This window comes from Chryseobacterium sp. Y16C (genome assembly GCF_022488405.1).
Taxonomy (GTDB): Bacteria; Bacteroidota; Bacteroidia; order Flavobacteriales; family Weeksellaceae; genus Chryseobacterium; species Chryseobacterium geocarposphaerae.
The window spans coordinates 2,390,750-2,410,155 of record NZ_CP092711.1 but is presented as its reverse complement, the minus strand read 5'-3'; the positions used below and the strand labels follow the sequence as shown (position 1 = coordinate 2,410,155).

The window sequence follows — 19,406 nt, the reverse complement described above, 5'->3', positions numbered from 1 at the left end:
TAAACCTGTCTGTTTATCACTTACAGGATTGATATATTTTAAGTACTTTTGAGAGGAAAATTATTAATAACAAATGATAAAAGATTTTACTGAAATGTCCGTTTGGCAAAAGGCAATGGATATTGCTGAAAAATGTTTCAATATATCTGAGAGCTTACCTAAAAAAGAAGATTATGCGCTCACTTCACAATTAAGAAGATCTGCGGAAAGTATTTCAGCCAATATTGCTGAAGGTTTTGGGAGAAGAACAACAAAAGATAAAAGTAGATTTTATGATATTTCCAGAGGATCTGCATTTGAAACAAAAAGCCATTTAATATATGGAAACAGGGTAAAATATTTTTCAGAAAATGAGTGTTTAGAAATACAGAATTTGATTGGTGAAGTTATTCACGATTTAAATAAAATAACAAGTCGTTTAAATACCATCCAGCCTTAATATAAACCTCAACCTTAACCTTAAAACTAATGAAACTTATTGGTCCTTTTAAGCAGGTTATAACACTTGCGAATCTTCCTTTAAGAGGAAAGCTTTCTGATGAGCAACTTGAAATTATTACTGATGGAGGTATTTTAGTCAATAATGACAAAATCCGGCAACTTGGAAATTTTGAAACATTAAAATCTGAAAATCAAAATATAGAGATTGAAACTGTAGAGGGTGAACAGATCGTTCTTCCCGCTTTTGTAGATTCTCACACTCATATTTGCTTTGGTGGAAACCGTGCGAATGATTTTGCAATGCGTAATGCGGGGAAAACTTATCTTGAGATTGCAGAAAGTGGAGGTGGAATCTGGAGCTCTGTTCAGCATACAAGAAATGCTTCAGAAGAAGAATTATTAATAACTTTACTGGAGAGAATTGATTTTCTGGTTTCTCTGGGAATCACAACCATTGAAGTAAAAAGTGGTTACGGTTTAGACGTAGAAAATGAATTGAAAATGCTTCGAATCATTAAAAAAGCTCAGGAAAAAACAAAAGCTACTTTGGTTCCTACCTGTCTTTCTGCACATCTTAAACCAAGAGATTTTGAAGGAAGCAACAAAGAATATTTACAATATATCTTAACTGAGATTTTACCTAAAGTAAAAGAAGAAAATCTGGCAAAACGTGTGGATATTTTCATTGAAAAGTCTGCATTCCAACCTGAAGAAAGTAAAGAATTTTTGCTTAAAACGAAAGACTTAGGTTTTCAAATTACCGTTCATGCAGATCAGTTCACACCTGGAAGTTCAAGAATTGCGGTGGAAGTGGGAGCAAAATCTGCAGATCATTTGGAAGCAACGATTGATGAAGATATTGAATTTTTAGCACAATCAGAAACTGTGGCAACGGCTTTACCGGGAGCAAGTTTAGGATTAGGAGAAAAATTTACTCCGGCAAGAAAATTATTGGATGCAGGAGCAATTTTAGCCATCGCAAGTGACTGGAATCCTGGCTCTGCTCCGATGGGAAACCTGATTACACAAGCTTCCATTTTAGCAACATTTGAAAAACTGACAACAGCAGAAGTTTTGGCTGGAATTACTTTCCGTTCGGCATTTGCGCTTGGTTTGGAAGACCGGGGAAAATTAGCTGAAGGTTTGAAAGCAAATTTCGTAACTTTTAAAACCAATAATTTCCAAAATATTCTTTATAATCAGGGAAGCTTAAAAGTTGAAAGTGTTTACATTGACGGACAAAAAGTTTAGATTAAATACAAAATTATCAAGGTAATGAACAAAATCTGGCAGGGTAGATTAGACGGTGAAGAGCTTCTTTATCACAGACTATTTCAAAGAGTAAAAGAAGAAACGAATTATGATATGATTTCAACGAATGATTTCGTTTTACACGGATTTGCTGTAGATGAAGGGGTTCGGAGGAATAAAGGAAGACAGGGCGCAAAAGATGCTCCATGCATTATAAGGAAAAATATGTCCAACTTTCCGGTGATTCTTCCTGATTTTTCGTTGTTGGATTTTGGTAATGTTACCTGTGAAGATGGGAAATTAGAAAATGCTCAAAATAGCCTTGCCAAAAACGTTTCCAAAGTTTTATTAAAAGGAGGAAAGTCAATGGTTTTAGGAGGTGGTCATGAAGTGACTTATGCTCATTATTTAGGGGTTAAAACAGCTTTTCCTGAACAGAAAATAGGAATTATTAATATTGATGCCCATTTTGATAACAGACAGCCGGAAAATGGAGTAGGAGCAAGCTCAGGGACGGGATTTTGGCAAATTGCTCAGGAAGGAGAAATTCATTCCTTGCATATCGGTATTCAAAGAAATTCCAATACATTAAAATTATTCGATACGGCACACCAGTACGGAATGAAATACATTCTGGCAGATGAGCTGTTTTTTGAAAACTTACCGTCCATTTATCAAAGAATAGACGAACTTTTGGAAAGTGTAGATTATGTTTACCTAACGATATGTATGGATGTTTTTAATGCTTCCATTGCTCCGGGAGTTTCGGCTTCAGCTTATAATGGAATTTTTGCAGATGCTACATTTATGCATTTTTACAGACACATTTTAAAAAGTAAAAAACTCTTGGCGCTGGACGTGGCAGAAGTTAATCCGTTATTTGATATTCAGGAAAGAACAGCAAGACTGGCGGCATGTCTTATGAATGAGTGGTTTATGATATAAACGGTTAATCATATTTTTCCGATAGAGAAAATCTCTATTTTATTTATCCTTAAGGAACAAAATTTGTTGCTTTCATGGTGCTTTGAGAAAGAGCGCTAATAAATTCATTCAGTTGAATTTAAAAACAGAAATTAAAGTATGGAACAATTAATTGAAAATAAACTTATTACAGCAGATAAGGTATTTTCTGAATGGAAAAAAGTACCATTCGAAGAGAAACAAAAGCTCATTGCAAAAGCTGCAGAAATTTTAAAAAATAATGCTGAAAGATATGGTAAAATCATTACCACGGAGATGAATAAGCCAATTTCACAGTCGATTGCAGAAGTTGAGAAATCTGCTTTAATGATGAATTATTATGCGGATGCTGAAAATATTTTAAAACCAGAAAAAGTAGATTCCGAATATAAATACTCTGAAATTCATTACGTTCCGAAAGGAGTAATCTTAGGAGTAATGCCTTGGAATTTTCCTTTCTGGCAGGTATTAAGGTTTGCTATTCCTGCAATTTTGGCGGGAAATACAGTTGTTCTTAAACACGCGTCCATTTGCTTCGGAAGCGGAAATACAATTGAAGATATGTTTTTAGAAGCGGGCTTTCCGAAAGGTATTTTTCAAAATCTGGAAGTAGGGCATAAAGAAGTAAAAGAAATTCTAGAGTACAATACTGTAAAAGGAGTAAGCTTAACAGGAAGTGGAAGAGCTGGTGGAGAAGTAGCCTCAATTGCAGGACTTAATATTAAAAAATCTCTTCTTGAGCTGGGCGGTAGCGATGCTTTTATTGTTTTGGATGATGCCGATTTGGATAAAGCTGCCAAAGTAGGAGCACAGGCAAGACTTCAAAACTGTGGCCAAACCTGTGTAGCAGCGAAAAGATTTATTATTGATGAGAAGATAGAAGATACTTTTCTTCCGAAGTTTATTGAAGAATATAAAAAATTTGTCCCGGCAGATCCAATGGATAAGGAAACCAAAATTTCAGGTATGGCTAGACCTGATTTAGCAGATGATCTTGAAAAGCAGTTTCAAAAGGCTTTGGAGAACGGAGCGGAAATTATCATCCCATTGGAAAGGATTTCAGATATTGAATTCAATCCTGGATTAATCCGGGTGAAAGTGGATAATCCAATTTTGCAGGAAGAACTTTTCGGGCCACTTGGAATGGTGATGATTGCTAAAAATGACGAGGAAGCTTTACAGATGGCGAATGATATTCCTTTCGGGCTTTCAAACTCTGTCTGGACAGCTGATAAAGACCGTCAGTTATTCTTTATCGAAAACCTTGAATCCGGAACCGTAAATATCAACAGAATGACGAGTTCTGATCCACGTTTTCCTTTTGGGGGAACAAAAACTTCAGGTTATGGTACGGAGCTTTCTTTGCTGGCTTTAAAAGAATTTGTGACGGCAAAGACGATTGTTGGAAATTAATTATATACAATTTTACTTAAAATAAAAGACTCTCAATATTTTGAGAGTCTTTTATTTTATTTTTATATTTTTGATTAAACCGTTGTTAATCTCAACGTATTCGTTTTTCCGCCTTCGTACGATGGAGTAGCGTTGATGTTGATTACAAAATCTCCGGTTTCGATATAACCGTGGTTGTGAGTCAGCATATTTACCTGGATAATCGTTTCATCCGTAGGTTTCTTCATATCATAGTAATAAGCATGAACTCCCCAAAGCAGGTTAAGCATGGTAATTACTCTTTTATTTCCACTGTAAACGATAATATGTGAATTTGGTCTGTGCGCTGCAAGCTGGAAAGCTGTATATCCTGAATGCGTTAATGTAACGATTGCAGAAACATTAGTCGTTTTTGCAATTCTTACGGCTGCAAGACAAACTCTGTTGGTAATGAACCTTTCATCGATGCAGTTGTAGTCTTTTTCAATCGGCTCGTTTTTATGTTGGTAAAAATGTGTCATTTCAATGTTCTTCACAATTTTAGCCATATTTTCAACCACTTGAACAGGATATCTACCCACGGAAGTTTCTCCGGAAAGCATTACTGCATCAGCTCCATCCAATACAGAATTGGCAACGTCATTTACCTCTGCTCTTGTTGGAGTTAAGCTGTTAATCATGGTTTCCATCATCTGAGTAGCAATGATTACCGGCTTAGAATAGAATCTTGCTTTCTCTACCAATGTTTTCTGAATAGCAGGAACTTCTTCCATTGGAACTTCTACCCCTAAGTCACCACGAGCAACCATTAATCCATCGCATTCCAATAGGATTTCATCAATATTTTTTACGCCTTCAGGCTTCTCAATTTTCGCGATAATCGGAGTTTTGAATTTACCTTTAGGGTGTTTATCGATTAATTCTTTGAGATCGATAATATCCTGTGCATGACGCACGAAAGAAAGAGCAACCCAGTCTACTTCCTGATCAAGCATGAAATTAGCGTCCTGAATATCTTTTTCCGTTAAAGCAGGAAGAGAAACGTTTGTATTCGGAAGATTTACTCCTTTTTTAGAGCTTAAAGGTCCCCCTTGAATCGTTTTTGCTTTTACCGTATCAGTCAGGTTAGTTTCAGTAACTTCCAAAACCAGTTTACCATCATCGATCAGAATTCTTTCCCCAACCTTTACATCCTGTGGAAACTGTTGGTAAGTCATATATACTTTTGTAGAATCTCCTTCAATTTTTTCATTAGTGAAAGTAAGAATGTCTCCAGGATTTAGATAAGAACCCTCTTTTACTACACCTACTCTCAATTTTGGACCTTGCAAATCCCCCAAAATACCTACAGAGTACCCATATTCTTTATTAAGCTCTCTGATTATTTTGATATTTGCTTTAACTAGATCGTAGTCTGCGTGTGAAAAATTGATTCTAAAAATATCAACTCCCGCTTTCATTAATCCTAACATTACTTCCTTCGACGATGAAGCCGGTCCAAGTGTTGCGATAATTTTGGTCTTCTTTAAATACTTATTCATAATACTGGATAATTTGATATAGTTCTTCCTCAGAACTCAATGTGTAATCTTGAATTGGAAATACAAGATTTTCAGGGAGCAAAATTACGGAAAAATCAGGAAACTGTTCCGAACTATGCAGAATATATTCTACATCTACCTGATTATTTAATAAAAATTTAATGTTTTCTTCTTCTGAGAAGAGTTCTGTTTGTATTTTTTTTTGCTTACTTTCTGAAGATTTATTCGAAATGAAAGTAAAACATGTTTTTGTAAACTTGTGATAAGCTTCAAATCTTGGAAAATAATAATCATAATAATCACCGTGAAAGACCATATCTTGCTTTCTGGAGAATGTTAAATTGTTATTTTGATTTATTTTGTAAAAAAACTCATGAGCAGGTATATTTTTTGCTAATCTTACCAATCCTATGGCAATATCTTCAAATTCTATATCGTCTAGATCATAAAGTTTTTGGATTTCCAAGTATATTTTCTTTTTTGTTTAAAATATAAAATGCTCTCTGTGCTGCTTTTTCTTCTGCTTTCTTTTTGGAGGTTTCTGTAGCGTTGGCTATTTTTTCTTCTCCTAACCAGACATGACAACGAAAAACAACAGCTTTATTTACCTGAATTTCTTCGCAGGTCTCATATTTTATATTTACTTTTTTCTTCTGGCTCCATTCCAGCAAAAGACCTTTATAGCTTACAATTTTATTCTCAAGTTTATTGATCTCAGATGGTGTTAAAAGTCTTTCCAAAATGATTTTCTTACAGGTGTCATATTGAAAATCCAGATAAACGGCTCCTATTAAGGCTTCAAATAAATTTCCGGAGATATTTTCCCCTAAAGCCACAGAATTTTGCTTTTGCAGAAGATCTGTCAGTCTTAAATCTTCTCCGAGCTTATTAAGGTTTTTCCTGTTGACAATCTTAGATTTCATTTGGGTCAGATATCCTTCATTAGCCTTAGGATAGGTCTGAAACAAATGACAGGAGATAATTGTACCCAAAACAGAATCTCCCAAAAATTCAAGTCTTTCGTAATTACTGCTGTCTTGATTTTTAGAAGAGCTTTTTAAAGAGAAAGCTTCACGGTAGAGCGCAACATTTTGCACCTCGGTACCCAACATTTTATTAAGTTCAGTACTGAGGAAATAATCTCTCTCCGTTAATTTTCTTTTTCTTTGTTTGAGAAGGAATTTAGAAAAGTATTTCTGTAACTCCATTCAGTAAAATTAGATTTTCTTAAATAGAACGCAAGCGTTATGCCCACCAAACCCAAAAGTATTACTCATGGCTACTTTTACATCTTTCTTCACAGCTTCATTGAACGTAAAGTTCAGTCTACTGTCGATATTTTCATCATCAGTAAAATGGTTGATGGTAGGAGGAACAATACCATGAATAATAGTTCCTAACGCAGCGATAGCTTCAATAACTCCGGCAGCACCCAATAAGTGACCCGTCATTGATTTTGTAGAATTAATCTGAATGTCGAATGCATGCTCTCCTAATAATTTTGAAATTGCGTTAGATTCTGCAATATCTCCTAATGGAGTAGATGTACCATGCATATTGATGTGATCTACTTCATCAGCAGTTAAGCCTGCATCTTCCAGGCAATTTTTCATTACCAGATAAGCTCCTAAACCTTCAGGATGAGGCGCTGTCATGTGATGTGCATCTGCACTAAGACCTCCTCCTTTTAATTCTGCATAAATTGTGGCACCACGTTTTACGGCGTGCTCATATTCCTCAAGAACGATACATCCTGCTCCTTCTCCTAATACAAATCCGTCTCTGTCTTTGTCAAAAGGTCTTGAAGCTGTTTTGGGATCGTCATTTCTTGTAGAAAGTGCCATCATTGCGTTGAATCCACCTACACCACTTGCTGTAACGGCAGCTTCAGAGCCTCCGCACACAATTACATCTGCTTTTCCCAGCTGGATCAGCATTTTGGAATCAATTAAAGCATTTGCTGAAGACGCGCAAGCAGAAACAGTAGTATAGTTCGGCCCGTGGAATCCGTATTCAATGGAAATATGACCAGGAGTGATATCTGCAATCATTTTAGGGATAAAGAAAGGATTGAATCTCGGAATTTCCGTGTTTGCCCATCCCAGAACTTCAGTTTCAAAAGTTTCTAAACCTCCGATTCCTGATCCCCAGATTACACCGACTCTGTTTTTATCTACATTGTCTTCAATAATTCTTGAGTGCTCAACAGCTTCTTTAGCAGCAACCAGCCCAAGTTGTGTATTTCTATCCATTTTTTTAGCTTCTTTCTTGTCGAAATGGTCTAATGGATTGAAATTTTTTACTTCGCAAGCGAATTTTGTTTTAAAGTTTGTGGCATCAAAAAGAGTAATCGGAGCGGCACCGCTCTCACCTTTTACAAGATTTTCCCAGTATTCTTTTGCATTATTTCCAATCGGTGTTATTGCTCCAAACCCGGTTACAACTACTCTTTTTAATTCCATAAACTTTGTTAATTTCTTTTTTGTTGAAGAATATTATTTATTTACTACTTCTTCGATATAAGCGATAGCGTGTCCTACAGTAGTAATTTTTTCAGCTTGATCATCAGGGATTTGAATGTTGAATTCTTTTTCAAATTCCATGATTAGTTCAACTGTATCCAATGAATCAGCTCCTAAATCGTTAGTGAAGCTAGCTTCAGGAGTTACTTCTGTTTCTTCAACGTCAAGCTTATCAGCGATGATAGCTTTTACTCTTGATGCAATGTCTGACATAGTAAATTATTTTTTTTAATTGTTAGATGGTGCAAATATATAAAATTCTTTACGATAAAACATTTTTTTAGTCTTTTTTGTGGCTTGTAGGTGCTTATTTTATCGTTGAGTAGTTTAGTGTTTTAGTTTTCAGGAGTTTATATTTTTAACATTTTATATGCTGCTTTGGGTTTCATTAAAATAAATTTTGAAGTCGTCATATATCCTATTATATTAATGATCTGAGTTGATATAAAATGAGTTTTTTAACAAAGTGAATTTGAGCTTTTTAACAAACCTTATACAATCATTATTGGCGGAAATTTGTATCAAATAAAAATCAGTATTACAATGAAAAAAGTTTGGTTTATTACGGGAAGCTCAAAAGGTTTAGGAAAAAATCTTGTTGAAGCAGTATTATTAAAAGGAGATTACGTTGTGGCTACAGCCAGAAATCCTCAACATTTAAAAGAACTGACTGAACAATATCCTGGGCAGCTGTTGCCACTGGAGTTGGATGTTCAGAATAAAGAACGGATTTATGCTACAGTTGAAGAAGCAGTGAGTCATTTTGGTAAAATAGATGTTCTGGTAAATAATGCCGGTTTCGGAATTACAGGAGCGGCAGAAGCTTTTACGAATGAACAGGTAAGAAATCAATTGGAGGTTAATTTATATGCGCCAATTGAAGTTACCAGAGCTGTTTTGCCTTATATGAGAAAAGAACGTTCGGGAAATATTCTGCAGATCAGTTCTATTGGAGGTAGAGTAGGGAATGCGGGACTTTCAATTTATCAGGCAGCGAAATTTGGTTTGGTTGGGTTTTCTGAATCTTTGAGTAAGGAAATTGCACCTTTGGGAATAAAGGTAACCTGTATTCAGCCTGGTGGTTTCCGTACAGAATGGGCAGGTTCCTCAATGAGTTTTGCAAAAGATATTGAAGGGTATGAAGAAACAGTAGGAGGAGTGAAACAATATTTTACTTCGGGTGAATTTCTGCCAATGGGAGATCCTGCGAAAGCTGCTAAAGTAATGATTGATGTTGTAGAAAATGAAAACCCTCCATTACATCTGGTGTTGGGGAGTGAAGCGGCGGCTATTTTAAGAGCAACTGACGAAAAGAGAAAAGAAGAATTCGAAAAATGGATAGATGTGACGATATCTACCGATTCTGATGATGCAGTTAATATTTTTGACACAGAATATGGAAAACAATATTTGGCTCACAAAAGGAATTAGTCTGGAATAACAAATGAGGCTGTATTTTGCAATCTCATTTAATATCTTTGCATATCATGATGTCTAAAAGAGAAGATTTTGGAAGTATTGTGTTTTCTTGTTATACTCAGTTGAGTCGACAGGGAGAACATTTTGTGTCTGATCATGTATTGAGCTATCAGATCTCAGGCGACTTGATTTTAAATGACGGATTACATGATTATTCCGCTAAGGATGGTTCAATTCGTTTTCTGAGAAGAAATCAGCTGTTGAAATTTACCAAACAACCTCCTCCCGATGGAGAATTTAAGTCCTTGTCCATTTATTTAAACCAACAAGTTCTTAAGGATTTTAGTATTGAATATAATTTAATATCGGAAAAGAAGGAGTATAATAAACCATTATGTCTGCTTAATGACAGTGTGCAATTTCAAAATTATATGAACTCACTATTGTTTTATTATGATTCAGGAAAACTTTCTGATGCGAGACTGGTAGATTTAAAAATAAAAGAAGCGCTAATTTACTGCTCGAGAAAGCGTCCGAATTACAAAATATTTTATTTGATTTCAATGAACCCGGTAAAATAAACATTGAGGTCTTTATGAATAAAAATTTCCATTTTAATGTCAATTTAGACCGCTTTGCATACCTTACCGGCCGAAGTTTGGTGACTTTTAAACGGGACTTTGAAAAGATTTTCGGAATTACTCCCGGAAAATGGTTGATTCAGAAAAGATTGCAGGAAGCTCATTGTCTGATTTTAGAAAAAGGGAAAATGGTTTCTGAGATATATTTGGACCTCGGTTTTGAAGATCTTTCTCATTTTTCATTTGCTTTTAAAAAACATTATGGCTCATCACCCAGTAAAATAATAATATAGGTACCTTATATATAATGAAGTTGAAATTTGTCTGTGTAATTCTGCTTTTAAGTGGCCTTTTACTGTTCTCTCAATCGAAAGGTAAAGTTATTAAAGTGAAAGATGGCGATACTGTGGTTGTTCTTTTAGGAAATAATCGGCAGGAAACATTGCGTCTGGCAGAAGTGGATTGTCCTGAAAACGGCCAGGCTTTTGGTAAAAATGCAAAACAGTTTACCAGCTCTCAGGTTTTTGGTAAAAAAGTAATGTTTTACAGAACAGGAAAAGACCGGTACAAACGAACGGTTGCCAAAATATTCTATGATAAAGATAAATATTTGTCTGCTGAGATTATAAAATCAGGTTGGGGATGGTGGTATTTTAAAGCATCAAAAAATATAGAATTAAAGAACTATGAATTAGAAGCTAAAAATTCAAAAATTGGATTGTGGAAAGGCAGCAACGCAATTTCCCCATGGGACTACCGAAAGAATAAGAAAAAGAAAAAAGAGGTTTTGTAATTACAAAACCTCTTTTTTTGTGGAGTTGGAGGTTTTTGAACCTATTATATTTTAACATAACTCAAAATATGTAATGTATCTATTTATCAGTATTTTAACTATATTTGCATAAATTAATATACTTAGTTTTTATGTCTAAATATAGAAGAAGTAGCACCTAAACTGGCACCTGATGAATTATACTTTCAAGCTCAAGCAACCCAATGGTACAAAGGAATCTCTGATTTATTTCCGTTCTTTTTTCAACAATGAAAATAAGAATTTCATCTATTCTACGGGTGAGAAAATAAAACCAAGCGAATGGGATTTTGAAGGCAGACAACCAAATGACCTAAACGGAAGGACTAAAAGGGCAGAAATTCATCGAAGCGTCAAAATGCAATTAGATCGGTATAGCAGTTTCTTTACAGAGATCGTTAATAGGTATAAGAACATAAATGAAGAACTTACCGTCGATATTCTTAAACAAAGATTTGATGAAAAGTTCAAAAAAATTACTGTTAAAAGTGATTTCTTTAGAATTTATCAGGAGTTTTTAGATGAGAAAGAAAATGACTATACTGGGAATTCAATTTCAAATTCTACTTTAAAGCGTTACAAATGCAATAAGAATCTACTCGAAGATTTTGAAAGCAATTGTAAAGTTAAGATTACTCTGGGAAAATTTGATGATAAACTTTACAATAGGTTTTTAAAGTATTGTATTGAGGAAAAAAAGCATTCTGCAAATACATTACACAGAAATGTTGGTCTGCTCAAAACTTTTCTTCTTTGGGCTCTCAATAAAAAATATACATATAATAACAATTTTATAACCTTCAAAAAACCTGCGAAATTCACAACTGATGAAATAGCTTTAAATTATGAACAAGTTGAACTGATATACAATTATGACTTCAGTGATAACAAAAGATTGGAAAGGGTACGTGACCTTTTTGTTTTTGGATGCACTACAGGAATGAGGTTTGGCAATTACAGCACGATTTCAAGAAGTGATGTTGATGGTAATTTCATACGAGTTATTGATTTAAAAAGTAAATCTAAAAACTTAGCAATTCCTTTAAACAGTATTTCTAAATCAATACTCGAAAAGTATGATTATAACCTACCTAGTATTACAAATCAGAAGATGAATGAGTATATTAAGGAGGTTTTTAAAAAGCTGGAATTTACTGATGAAATAAAGAAGACTATGAAGTATGGTGATGAATTGGTAGACCAGAAAGCTGAGTTTTGGACAAGGATTTCCTCGCATACTGCAAGGAGAAGTTTCATCACGATAATGAAGAACAAACGAGTTCCAGATAAAGTAATTATGAGTTACACAGGTCATACTAGTTTAGAAGTCTTTAATGCTTATTATAGACCAAGCGAAGATGATAAGATCAACTATATGAATGAAGTTTTTAAATAATCATTATATTATGGATCAAAAAAGAGTTTACGGACGTTGGAATTTTTGGGAAGAATTTGTAAGCTATCCAATGATGATTTATTTCTGGATTAGAAGGCCAAAAATTCCCGAACGTTTGCGAAGTAGAATTGAAAAAGCCCGACAAAAATCCTCTAAAATTGTTCTCGATGAAAAGTTGAGAAATGAATTTTTGATTAGATATGAAAAGTTAGACAATTTCTTCAGTTTTCATTTCAAAGATATTGATGAATCAAGAAATCACAATTTTGAAGAAAAGATCCAATACTGTTTGGATCAATATAAAAAAGAATCAAACAGCCTGTTAAGTTCAAGTAATCTGATGAAATTGCAGGGCAATTTTTTAAATGGCGCAGAAACTACACTTTTTCTATATTTCGTCTTAAAACATAAAACAAATAGAGAAATTAGTTTATCTGATATTATGATTGGTGATAACAGTTCAAAAATTTTCCTCGCTTTTTTAAAAGACAAAAAGTTCATTGATGAAAATCACAATCTGCTGGTAGATCAAAAATCTTCATTTATAAGAATTCACCGTTTTCTAAAAGACAATCACATAATCAATCCAGATTTTCAAGACACCACAATTATTGAGGCGATGGAAAATGAATATAATACCAATTTTGATAAAGGAACATTTTCACGGGCAATAACTGTGAAACCTAGTGATTTTGAAGAAAATATCTATCAAGAGTTATCTAAGATTTTCAATATTAAATTTTAAGCACTTCCTATAACCTATCCCAAAATTACTTTCGGCAAATTGCTTATATTTGATTTTAGCTGCAATTAAACAAACACATTAAAGAAAAAATGGGACACTACGATGCATATTTAGTATGTGAAAATGGACACGGAGTTAATGACTCTTTTTACAAGAATCCAGAATTTAATAAGAATTTCTGTACAACTTGTGGTGCTAAAACATTAAAAAATTGCCCAAACTGCGGTAACGAAATTCAAGGCGATTATCATATTGAAGGAGTTATTGATTTAACAGCAGGCCCGACGCCTGTCCCAGACATATGTAAATATTGTGGTACAGACTTTCCTTGGAAGTCTAAAAGGGCAAAAATAGCAGAGAATGTAAAATCAACCAATAAAGACGATATATTTATATTGGAAACAATAATGGACAAGTTCCATCTTGTTGTTAAACAAATAAGACAGCGATATAATGACCGTACTACATTAGACGTTGAAGATGAATATGATGTTCAAGACTTGTTGCATTCACTTTTGAAAATATACTATGACGATATACGAACTGAAGAATGGAATCCTAGCTATGCAGGAAGTAGCACGCGGTCGGACTTTTTACTTAAAAATGAAAAAATCGTTATTGAGGTCAAAAAGACAAGAAACACTTTAAGAGCAAAACAATTAGGAGAACAACTAATTATTGACATTGCAAAATATAAAACGCACCCCGATTGCAACCTACTGTTTTGTTTTGTTTATGATCCCGATGGCTATATCAATAATCCTATCGGAATAGAAAACGACTTAAAGCAAGACAGGAAGGACGAAATGCAAGTCAAAGTAAAAATTATTCCGAAGGGACATTAGATAATTTGCGGTTAATCATCTCTTGTGTAAGTTATTTCTAAACATTGTCTTTGTTGACTATAATAATCTAAGTTTCGTTATCTGAAACCCGTCTTGAAGAAAGTATCCAAATCAATGTTCCGAATTAATAAAAAATTATATCTATGAAGAAATGTTCTTATTGTGGAAAAGAATCTAAATTAACTAAAGAACATATTTGGCCAAAATGTATTATTAAAAGAGCTCCTGAGCTAAATATGAAATACCTAGAAAGTCAAAAGAAAGTATTTTCCCGAGAATTAGTTATTTCTGATGTTTGTTCTGATTGCAATAACACTAAACTGTCATATCTAGATGCATATATTTGTCAGTTATATGATAGATACTTCAAATTTTTTAAAGACAAGAGAGAAACTTTTGAGTTTGAATGTGACTATGATTTATTGCTTAGAAGTCTTTTAAAAATAACTTACAACTCTTCTAGAACTATTGTAAAATCAAATAATTTCTTTCAAAAATACAAAGATTATATCCTTGAAGGAGGAAGGACTAGAGAAGATATAATAGTAAAACTTGATATAGTTATACCGGCAATTATTGATGGAAATAAAGTTTATCCAAAATCTACGAGATGTGGAACTTTAGATATAGGAATAACTTCCGAGAATTTTATAATGCGAACAGTTGCTATAAATTCATACTATTTTTCAATTCTTTTTTCGAAAGAAGAACAAATTCCGAATACATTTTTACCTGAACTAAATAATATTTTACAACGTATTCCTGGCTCAATAATCAATCCGTATGATTCTATTACAGTTATCAAGCATTTTTCAAATGAAAATACAATATCTGTACACGAAGGTTTAATAAATAAAATATCAGAAGCAAAAAAAGATAAATAAATTCAAATTATCTATTTACTTACAGGAGTTTATAATTTATTGAAATCTTAAATTATAACATATAGTACATTATTCTAATTCTGTGTTTAGATTAAATTACTTAATATCAGCTATTAAACTTTACGTAATTGAGTAAAATTGCATCATTAGTTATTTCAATCATTCAATTTTGTCTGCAAATAAATATCACAGATTATGCAGACAACAAATCCATTCCAAACCATTCTCGACGAATTAGGAGAAGTTAAAGACTTACTCTATTCCCTAAAAAAAGAACCTGAAATCGAGCTAAAAAAGAAGTTGTATTCTATCAAGGAGTGTTCAGAAATTCTAAAACTTGATTACCAGACCGTACGCTCACACATTTTAAAAGGTAACATCAAAGCAGAACAAATCGGAAGATTCTACAGGATCAATCATTTTGATCTGATGGATGCTTTAAACGAAGTCAAATCGCTTAAGTATAGAAGATAGATAAGACTTTATTTATCAAGCATTCTAATTCACCTTTCTGTACTTCCTGTACAGAATCAAACCTTAAAAATATGAGCGAAAAAATCCCATACCTCCGAGTAGGCACGACCTATTATAAAACCATTGAAAAACCATTGATCTCCGGAGACAAGATCTCAATTTTGGTACGATGGAACCGTGAAACGATTATTAGCGACCACGGAAAAATCTACGTTTCAAAAGTTTCAAAGTATGATGGCTTCTGCTGTATTCCTTCTCATCTTAACTATAAGCAGATCATCGACAGATTCTACAATATGTACAATGAAATTCCTTATCAACCAATCAATGAAAGTATAAGTCCTGAATCTTTAGAAAACAAAATTCCATTCTCCCTCAAATTTATGGAGCATATTTTCGGACAGCAATTGGAGTTAGGTTTAGATTACATAAAGATATTGTTTGAACTTCCAACGCAGATGCTTCCGATTCTTTGCTTGGTAAGTAAAGAAAGATCTACTGGAAAATCAACTTTTATCAAATGGCTTAAATCCATTTTTGGATTAAATATGACGTATATTAAAGGAGATTCATTCAGTAGTCAATTCAATTCAGATTGGACTTCGATGTTGATAGTAGCTATCGACGAAGTATTCTTTGATAAAAAAGAGATCACGGAACGCTTAAAATATCTTTCTACGACCGACAAAGACAAAAAGGAGGCAAAGGGTAAAGACCGTGAAGAAGTTGAATTTTTTGGCAAATTTATTCTCTGTTCCAATAATGAAGATAACTTTATTCAGATCGATGAAAATGAGATCAGATTTTGGATCATCAAAGTAAAATCGATCAAAAGCGAAAACACCGAATTTCTAAAAAATCTCAACAAAGAGATCCCGTATTTTCTTCGATACTTAATTCAAAGACCTTTTCGCAGTCATAAGCAGACAAGGATGTGGTTCACAGAATCCCAGATCAGAACAAAGGCTCTACAAAGATTGGTTTGGAAGAACAACAATAAACTGGAATCTAAGATCATCGAACTTTTATATGAGTTTTTCGAAAGTACCGAAGACAGCAAAATCCATTGTATTCCTCAGGATATTTTCAATATGCTCGGCAAGATGTTCAGCAAACAATACTGGACTGTCAACGATGTCCGGAAAATACTGAAAGAAAACTGGAAACTTGAACCTCAAAGTAATTCTTTGTCCTATATCAAATACGACCTCGATTATGGTTTAAGCTTTTTTCAACAGAACAAAACAGGACGGTATTTTACAATAGAAAGGAATTTTATTCTTCAAAAATTTGATGAAATGATGAATTAATCGATAATGAAAATAAAATCAATTAGTTACATATCATCAAAAGTCTCATCAAATTTTCAAACCTTGATTTTTGATGAGATGATGATGAGGAGAATATTTCCACTTTGATGAGGTGATGAGACTTTGATGAGACTTTAAGGTATTGTTATTCAATTCTTTATGTGGCTTTCTCATCAATTCATCAAAAATTCAAAATTAAACTTGTCCCCCTGAACTGACAGGACACCTACCATTTATTGCTAAAAAAACATTAAAAATTACAAAAATGAACTGCAAACAATTCAACAGCATATCGTTGGAAGAAGTCCTCCTTTCTCTCGGACACCTTCCCACGAAACAAAATGAAAAAGAAGCTTGGTATCTCAACCCCTTTGCCAGCGAATCCCAAGCCTCTTTTAAATTGGATAAGAGAATTAATGTCTGGTATCTTCACTCAGAAGGTGTCGGCGGAAACAATACCGACTTTATGAAGAAGTATTTGAAGACTTCGGTCAATGAAGTTCTGGACTGGGCAAAAAAACAAAATTTTTCTTCTTTTCATCAGCAAATACATATTAAAAAATCGGAACCAAATTACACAATTGAGGAAATAATCGATCTCAAGAATCCCAACCTGAAAAATTATTTGCAGGAACGTGGATTAAGTGCTAAAATCTATGATTATATAAAAGAAGTACGATTTACCATCGGAAGTAAGAAACTCTACGCCATTGGTTTTGAGAACTTATCTGGCGGTTTTGAGTTGCGTAATGCTTTTTACAAAGGTTCATTGTTGAAAAAGGATGTATCAATACTTAATCTCAATAGTAAAGTACAGGATATATCAAATTTTCAAGATAAAAATATTAAAGCTGTAGCAGTTTTTGAAGGCTTTCTAGATGCCTTGTCTTTTATAGAAATGCAGAAATCATTCACAGGGGATATTCTCGTAATGAATTCCATTGCTCTTTTAAATAAGTCGATAGAACATTTGAAAAACTACTCTGATATTAATCTGTTTCTCGACAATGATACCGCTGGAATAAAATGTAAATCTCAGATCATAAAATTATTTCCGGAAGCAAAAGATCATTGCGGAATTTATTCCAACCATAAAGACCTCAACGAATTTTTGATACATCGAATAAAAAATTATGCAGTTAATAAATCAAGAAAGCAATCTGAAAAATTTCCTCAACCTGATAAATTAGAAGAGATAAAGCAGGAAACGGAAATTAGAAACTCAAATAGTTTTAAAATGAAACGTTGATAAAGCGTGCTGTATATTTTTACCAACTACCCGCAGAAGTTAGGAGCGCATTCGCAACTTTGAAGGTCGTTCCTCCCAACAAAGTTTCAAATACGCTCTGCGAGGCTTTATCCTGATTAAAATAGCTTAAGGTTGACTACTACCAACCTGTATAAAAAATAATCAGGTCTATTATAAAGGTGCGTAAAATATGCACAGGTAAAATTAATTACTGTATACTTTTTATACAACAGTTTTGATTGGAAACATATAGCAAACTTAAAAGATGAAAACTAATGAAGACTTCAATTAATTTCAAAGCAGTCAAATCGGATTCTGAAACTCATAATTTCAGGAAAAAAACTTTTGATTATATCCGTAAAGATCTGACGCCAAAGAATGAATATTGGATGGAGCAGAAAATAGCTCAACGAATCCAAAATATCGAAGCATATTGCAAAGAAAAGTCCGGAAGGAAATTGCAGAAGAATGCAATGCCAGTTCGGGAAGCTGTTGTTGTTATCAAAGAAAACACAACGATGTTGGAACTTCAAAACTTGGCAAAGAGATTGGAAGAAGAATTGAAAATTCGTGTTTTTCAAATTGCTATTCATAAAGACGAAGGTCATATAGATAAAGACACAAAAGAATGGAAACCAAATTACCACGCTCATTTAGTAGCTGACTGGCAAGATTTAGGAACTGGTAAAACACTTAAGCATCAATCTTACCATTACTCAAAAATGCAGGATCTGACAGCAGAATGCCTAAATATGGAAAGAGGGATTTCAGGTTCAAGAGGAAGATTGGAAGCAATTGAGTTTAAGATTCAGCAGAAAGAAGAAGATCTCAAAGTTTTGGAAGAAAGATTCAATACATTGAAATCTGAAATGAGTTCGACTAAATCGGAGGAGCTGGTTGTAAAGGAAAATGATTTTCTAGGTTTTCAAAAGATTAAGACTGACAAAACAATTGCGAATTATGAAAAAGCATTTCGAAGCTACAGAAGTATAATTCAAAAAAATAAAACAGAATTGGAATGTAAGTCCAAGCAGATTATAGAACTCAGTATAAAAGTTGATAACTTAAATAAAGAAGTTCAATCATTCAAAAATAAATATTCGCTACTATTGACTGAGCCAAATATTTTTGCTTCAGAAAAGAAAAAATATCTCGACAATGTTATGAATGTTCTTGAAAAGGAAATCAAATTTAGCCGATATAGATTTCCAAAAGTTGATAGATCTGATAGAGAAACTTTGATCTCAGAAATGGGTAAGATTGCAGAAAAGGTCAGTGAAGAAAATCATATTCCTTTTTCAGCTTTTAATGAGATCTTCAAAGATTCAGAAAACAGTGTTAGATTTTTATCCTTATTGCGTTTTGGAAATGAAAATCTAAATTATAATAATGAAGATTTTCCAATTCAGAAAAAGAAGCAGGGAAGAAAGTTTTAAAGTAATAGTATGAAATGAAATTTTTCCGCACAAAAATTTTCATTTTTTTATCAAAAATATCGTGATTGAACCTTAAGTGAAACTTTAAAGCTCATTTTATTATCGGTGATTATTTGTGTTTTATGAGTTATCAAAAAAAACAAAAT

The 19,406-nt window shown here is 33.4% G+C and carries 21 protein-coding genes; 16 read left to right on the top strand and 5 right to left on the bottom strand.

Going from position 1 to position 19,406, the window contains the following annotated elements; translation table 11 throughout:
• Nucleotides 1-73: 73 nt before the first annotated feature.
• The 4 genes from MKS83_RS10710 (at nucleotide 74) to MKS83_RS10695 (ending at nucleotide 4,068) form a co-directional block, all read left to right on the top strand.
• Nucleotides 74-439, top strand: coding sequence for a four helix bundle protein (locus MKS83_RS10710; protein ID WP_240583151.1), 366 nt, complete (start codon nucleotides 74-76; stop codon nucleotides 437-439).
• Between the two features lie 29 nt (nucleotides 440-468).
• Entirely contained in the window at nucleotides 469-1,692 is a 1,224-nt protein-coding gene (gene hutI, locus MKS83_RS10705; protein WP_240583150.1) for an imidazolonepropionase, read from the top strand.
• Between the two features lie 24 nt (nucleotides 1,693-1,716).
• Nucleotides 1,717-2,637, top strand: coding sequence for a formimidoylglutamase (gene hutG, locus MKS83_RS10700; RefSeq protein ID WP_240583149.1), 921 nt, complete (start codon nucleotides 1,717-1,719; stop codon nucleotides 2,635-2,637).
• A gap of 138 nt (nucleotides 2,638-2,775) precedes the next feature.
• Nucleotides 2,776-4,068, top strand: coding sequence for an aldehyde dehydrogenase family protein (locus tag MKS83_RS10695; protein WP_240583148.1), 1,293 nt, complete (start codon nucleotides 2,776-2,778; stop codon nucleotides 4,066-4,068).
• A gap of 74 nt (nucleotides 4,069-4,142) precedes the next feature.
• Here the strand turns inward: MKS83_RS10695 and pyk are convergent, their stop codons facing one another.
• From pyk to MKS83_RS10670, 5 genes are read right to left on the bottom strand one after another with little or no spacing between them, the layout of a single operon-like run.
• A complete protein-coding gene (gene pyk, locus MKS83_RS10690; RefSeq protein ID WP_100376799.1) occupies nucleotides 4,143-5,588 on the bottom strand; it encodes a pyruvate kinase in 1,446 nt (481 codons plus the stop codon).
• Nucleotides 5,581-6,054, bottom strand: coding sequence for an IPExxxVDY family protein (locus MKS83_RS10685; RefSeq protein ID WP_100376798.1), 474 nt, complete (start codon nucleotides 6,052-6,054; stop codon nucleotides 5,581-5,583). The genes pyk and MKS83_RS10685 overlap by 8 nt, the downstream gene beginning before the upstream one ends.
• Nucleotides 6,032-6,796, bottom strand: a complete 765-nt coding sequence (gene rnc, locus MKS83_RS10680) for a ribonuclease III (protein WP_240583147.1) — start codon at nucleotides 6,794-6,796, stop codon at nucleotides 6,032-6,034. Before rnc ends, MKS83_RS10685 begins: the two co-directional genes overlap by 23 nt.
• A gap of 9 nt (nucleotides 6,797-6,805) precedes the next feature.
• On the bottom strand, nucleotides 6,806-8,050 hold the full coding sequence (fabF, locus tag MKS83_RS10675) for a beta-ketoacyl-ACP synthase II (RefSeq protein WP_240583146.1): 1,245 nt from the start codon (nucleotides 8,048-8,050) through the stop codon (nucleotides 6,806-6,808).
• Nucleotides 8,051-8,083: 33 nt separating this feature from the next.
• Nucleotides 8,084-8,323 (bottom strand): acyl carrier protein, encoded by a 240-nt coding sequence (locus MKS83_RS10670; protein ID WP_002976354.1) that lies wholly within the window; start codon nucleotides 8,321-8,323, stop codon nucleotides 8,084-8,086.
• Nucleotides 8,324-8,653: 330 nt separating this feature from the next.
• Between MKS83_RS10670 and MKS83_RS10665 the strand changes: the two genes are divergently transcribed.
• The 12 genes from MKS83_RS10665 (at nucleotide 8,654) to MKS83_RS10610 (ending at nucleotide 19,260) form a co-directional block, all read left to right on the top strand.
• Nucleotides 8,654-9,541, top strand: a complete 888-nt coding sequence (locus MKS83_RS10665) for an oxidoreductase (protein ID WP_240583145.1) — start codon at nucleotides 8,654-8,656, stop codon at nucleotides 9,539-9,541.
• A gap of 56 nt (nucleotides 9,542-9,597) precedes the next feature.
• The gene (locus tag MKS83_RS10660) at nucleotides 9,598-10,110 is read left to right on the top strand and encodes a hypothetical protein (RefSeq protein WP_240583144.1); all 513 of its coding nucleotides are present in this window, start codon (nucleotides 9,598-9,600) and stop codon (nucleotides 10,108-10,110) included.
• 14 nt (nucleotides 10,111-10,124) lie between these two features.
• Complete coding sequence (locus MKS83_RS10655) at nucleotides 10,125-10,403, top strand: helix-turn-helix domain-containing protein (protein ID WP_240583143.1); 279 nt, start codon at nucleotides 10,125-10,127, stop codon at nucleotides 10,401-10,403.
• Nucleotides 10,404-10,417: 14 nt separating this feature from the next.
• Nucleotides 10,418-10,903 (top strand): thermonuclease family protein, encoded by a 486-nt coding sequence (locus MKS83_RS10650; RefSeq protein ID WP_240583142.1) that lies wholly within the window; start codon nucleotides 10,418-10,420, stop codon nucleotides 10,901-10,903.
• Nucleotides 10,904-11,075: 172 nt separating this feature from the next.
• Entirely contained in the window at nucleotides 11,076-12,317 is a 1,242-nt protein-coding gene (locus tag MKS83_RS10645) for a tyrosine-type recombinase/integrase (protein WP_240583141.1), read from the top strand.
• A 10-nt stretch (nucleotides 12,318-12,327) separates the two neighbouring features.
• Nucleotides 12,328-13,062: a hypothetical protein gene (locus MKS83_RS10640; RefSeq protein WP_240583140.1), complete on the top strand. Its 735-nt coding sequence runs from the start codon at nucleotides 12,328-12,330 to the stop codon at nucleotides 13,060-13,062.
• 89 nt (nucleotides 13,063-13,151) lie between these two features.
• Complete coding sequence (locus MKS83_RS10635) at nucleotides 13,152-13,907, top strand: DUF2321 domain-containing protein (RefSeq protein ID WP_240583139.1); 756 nt, start codon at nucleotides 13,152-13,154, stop codon at nucleotides 13,905-13,907.
• A 143-nt stretch (nucleotides 13,908-14,050) separates the two neighbouring features.
• Nucleotides 14,051-14,791 (top strand): hypothetical protein, encoded by a 741-nt coding sequence (locus MKS83_RS10630; protein ID WP_240583138.1) that lies wholly within the window; start codon nucleotides 14,051-14,053, stop codon nucleotides 14,789-14,791.
• A 195-nt stretch (nucleotides 14,792-14,986) separates the two neighbouring features.
• Nucleotides 14,987-15,265 carry a helix-turn-helix domain-containing protein gene (locus MKS83_RS10625; RefSeq protein ID WP_240583137.1) on the top strand — a complete coding sequence of 93 codons (279 nt, stop codon included), beginning with the start codon at nucleotides 14,987-14,989 and terminating at the stop codon, nucleotides 15,263-15,265.
• A gap of 71 nt (nucleotides 15,266-15,336) precedes the next feature.
• Nucleotides 15,337-16,575 carry a primase-helicase family protein gene (locus MKS83_RS10620; RefSeq protein WP_240583136.1) on the top strand — a complete coding sequence of 413 codons (1,239 nt, stop codon included), beginning with the start codon at nucleotides 15,337-15,339 and terminating at the stop codon, nucleotides 16,573-16,575.
• Nucleotides 16,576-16,840: 265 nt separating this feature from the next.
• Nucleotides 16,841-17,824: a toprim domain-containing protein gene (locus MKS83_RS10615; RefSeq protein ID WP_240583135.1), complete on the top strand. Its 984-nt coding sequence runs from the start codon at nucleotides 16,841-16,843 to the stop codon at nucleotides 17,822-17,824.
• 275 nt (nucleotides 17,825-18,099) lie between these two features.
• Nucleotides 18,100-19,260, top strand: a complete 1,161-nt coding sequence (locus tag MKS83_RS10610) for a plasmid recombination protein (RefSeq protein ID WP_240583134.1) — start codon at nucleotides 18,100-18,102, stop codon at nucleotides 19,258-19,260.
• The last annotated feature ends 146 nt before the right edge of the window (nucleotides 19,261-19,406 follow it).